The organism is Sporosarcina sp. E16_3 (genome assembly GCF_017347125.1).
GTDB lineage: Bacteria > Bacillota > Bacilli > Bacillales_A > Planococcaceae > Sporosarcina.
On record NZ_JADPRX010000071.1, the window covers coordinates 1 to 1,909 of the forward strand.

The window sequence follows — 1,909 nt, forward strand, 5'->3', positions numbered from 1 at the left end:
TCTCTACAGACTTACGATTTAAAGTTGATTGTGGGTTCTTGGTATCAGATGAAATCCCATCCGAAGCTTCTTATTCACGTATGATTACATTAATTAGCGAATCTGATGCGCTAGAAATTGTTCAAGAAAGCCTACTTCTTCAGGCTATATCAGAAGGTTTCGTCTCAGATGAAACGATAGCCATTGATGCAACGCACGTTAAAGCGCGTGATCGGGCCCCATATAAATCAGAAAAGGTTGAAAAAGACCCCCAAAAACGGGGACGTAAAAAGAAAGAAGAACGTGAACAATGGCTAATTGAAAAAGCTGAAATAGAAGAGAATCTCCCGGTCTACGAAAAGAAAATTGCAGACCAACTTGATGTATCGCTTAAGGAACTTCGCTCATCTGTGCCCACACAACCAAAATGGGGGATAAAGAAGAACAGTGAAGGAAAAAACGTATTTTGGTACGGATTCAAATGTCATCTGGCGGTTGGGACGAAAAGCCAATACATTCTTCAATCTCTGTTTTCTTCCGGTAATCTTAACGATGGAAAAGCTGCAATCCCATTATTAAAAGGTACTAATGAACGCTTTCCGTTATTGAACATAAAACATGTGACAATGGATGCTGGTTACGACTACCAACCAATTTATGAACAGATTTATCGTAATGGAGCGCAATCTATCATTGCCTATAATAAGAAGAACGAACCCGAGCCAATAGGTTTTGATGAGTATTTCGCACCCACATGTGTGCGAGAACATTCCTATCGTTACGACAGCTTCGATGCGAAGTACAAAACGCTGAAATACACACGGCCAAACGAATGTAAGGACTGCCCGTTAGCTAACGACAGTTTATGTCAGAAAATCTATAAAAAGAAAATCACTGACGATTTAAGACGTTACACAGCACCAGCACGTGGGTCGATGAAATGGAGTGAAATCTATAAGGAACGAAGTTCCGTTGAACGTGTAAATGCTTATCTAAAAGGCTTTTTTCTCCTAGATCAGATTTATCATTGTACCGGAGTCAAAGCAAGAGTTCATTTCGACTTGGTTCATATTGCGTACAATGCCAGTAAACTTGCGGTTGATCGTCTTACACAGCTTCAACTATCCGCAACAGCGTAATCGTCTATTTCATTCGTTTTTTTAAGAAATCATTTCAAATTCTGTTTCTTTATGATTTTTTAAAAGTACGCATTATGAAATCGATTCATTTACTTAATAATAAAAAAATGTATTTTGAAAGAAATCCCCTCTAAATTGTCTGGTTATATAGTAAGTACATAACGTATTTAAGTGAATTCATGCAAAAACGAAGACCCTCGCAAATTCCGAAGGTCTCCGTCATTCATTTCTATTACTCTGCGACAGCTTCCAACTCGCCATTCTTGATATACATGCTCTTCACGAGCGTTTCCAGCATGACGGGCATTTCAACGAAAGCACTGTCGACATGCAAACGCTCTGTCCGCTGATGTGCATCTTTTCCAAATGGACCTACATTAAGCACGGGTGCTTTCAGCTGAGCCATCTCAGTGAAAGGAATGCTGTACGTATCGCCCCATACCGGCGTGTTGCTTTCGAAAGCAGCCCAGCCATTTGCTTCATCTTCGTAGTTCACATAGCTTAGGTCGCAGATGCCATTGAAGTAATGGATCTGCTCGACTGTATTGTCGAACTTTTCCGCTGCTTTCTTCATCAACTCAATCGACTCGATTACAAGTGGGTTATCCGACGAGTTAATGGCCGGATAGTACGGCGGTGCGTATAGAAGTACAGTTGCCGGCGCAAGTTCCTGGCACTGAATCATCAAATTATCGACGATGCGAAGTGACTTTTCACGGTCATCCCACTCTTCATTAGTGAGCGCTTCTTGTTTCAAGCGTTCAACTTCCTTCGCCCCTAATTTTAGCAAG

At 41.1% G+C, this 1,909-nt stretch carries 1 protein-coding gene and 1 pseudogene; one reads left to right on the forward strand and one right to left on the reverse strand.

The annotated features are described in order from the left end of the window. The coding region (locus I2483_RS19060; protein WP_207278638.1) for a transposase at positions 1–1,118 on the forward strand (1,118 nt) is incomplete at its 5' end. Positions 1,119–1,350: 232 nt separating this feature from the next. Here the strand turns inward: I2483_RS19060 and I2483_RS19065 are convergent. Beyond that, positions 1,351–1,909, reverse strand: a pseudogene (locus I2483_RS19065) (amino acid degradation protein); the annotation flags it as partial.